1 protein-coding gene is annotated in these 1,582 nt (G+C 39.4%); it reads right to left on the bottom strand.

From position 1 onward, the window contains the following. Window positions 1-146 precede the first annotated feature (146 nt). A complete protein-coding gene (locus AC5KOD_RS02640; RefSeq protein ID WP_496912990.1) occupies window positions 147-1,331 on the bottom strand; it encodes an IS110 family RNA-guided transposase in 1,185 nt (394 codons plus the stop codon). Window positions 1,332-1,582: the final 251 nt, after the last annotated feature.

Genomic DNA, 1,582 nt, shown 5'->3' with positions numbered 1-1,582 from the left:
AACACCAACATTCTTGATTCGCTCAGTTTTTGGATCATTTCAACATGAATTTAGAAATAGCTAAGCACAATACCTGACTCTCTCGATTTAAGTTGTCCTTTATCTTGACATAGTACCATGGTTTGCCAAATTTGGTCTAGAGCACTTTAACAGATAGTTGTTAAAGTGTTCTTTCTATTTTGTAAATAACTTCCTCCAAGTTCTTTATAGCGGGACTGATCGGAAAACATCCGATAAATAACACGTAGTAATAAATGAACCGTCGCAACAACGGCTTTTTTGTGACCGGCATTTCTTCTTATCCGAAAGAAAAATGCCTGAATCCGGTTTGCTTTCCCTTGGGAAACGGCCAAGGCCCCTTGTGCTAACACTTTCTTTAGATAGGAATTTCCTTTTCCTACCCGTTTACTTCGTGTTTTTCCGGCACTTTGATTATTTCCTGGACTTGCTCCCGCCCACGAAGCTAAATGCCCAGAAGTAGGGAAAACAGACATATCTATCCCAATTTCTGCCAGAACAACTGCGGCAGTTCTTCGATTGATTCCCGGTATTTCCTCTAATCGTTCCACATATTCTTCATAGGGGGCAAGATAGTCGTTGATGGTTTCTTCGACTTCCTGAATTTGTTTTTCTAAACACTCAATTTGAGTGAGATGAAGAGCTAACATTTTACGATAATGAGGTGTCATGAATCCTTCTAAGGATTCCAGCAATTGGGGAACCTTTCTGCGTAACGTTGTATAAACACTCTCGAAAACGAGTGCTTCTGTAATAGGCTTATTTTCAATTAACACATAAAGTAAGGCTCTGCCAGATTTCCCATAGATATCTTTCATTACTGAGGTCAATTTGATTCCAGCATGTTGTAAAACCATATGCCCACGATTTTTTTCTCGATTCAGGTCTTCAACTAAATGTTTGCGATAACGGGTTAAGTCTCTCAATTCTTGAATGGGTTCTGGCGGCACAAAACTAGTAGGAACGACCCCTAATCGAGTCAACCGAGCAATCCATTCGGCATCTTTCATATCCGTTTTTTTTCCTGGAATATTTTTGATATGACGAGGATTCGCCAACTGTAACTCAAACTGATTTTGTAAAATACGCCAGACACATTTCCAATAGACACCTGTACTTTCCATACTAATATGCGTGACTTCATAAGAAGTCAACCAATCAGAGAGTTCAAAAAGACCGCGAGTCGTTGTTTCAAAGCTGCCAAAGGCTTTATCTGGGCGTTTTTTCCCTTCAACAGAGCGAAGAACACAAGCAACAATGACTTTTTGATGAATGTCTAATCCAGCACAACAAGACCGAAATACATCTTCCATTTTCACCATTCCTCCTTGAAAAAATGTCCAGAAGAGGCTATTCTACTTATAGAAACAATTTATTTTTATACGCAGGTTCTATGACCTAATGATTGGTGCAAATAAGTAGAATGATCTAGTTTGTCCCTCAAAGTTACTTGGAGCAGAACCTCAATAAGTGATCGACCTACAAAGCCACTCCTGTCACTTTTATTATGACAGGAAATCGTCTGTAGGTCGATCACTTTTGTTTTCATTCTGTTTGGTGAGGG

This window comes from Vagococcus sp. WN80Y, from assembly GCF_059621045.1.
Note: the sequence above shows the minus strand (reverse complement) of the source record. Positions and strands in the feature narration are given on the sequence as shown.

Excerpts from the sequence above, each read along its gene's own strand:
- AC5KOD_RS02640 (WP_496912990.1), bottom strand. The coding sequence starts at position 1,331 with ATGGAAGATGTATTTCGGTCTTGTTGTGCTGGATTAGACATTCATCAA.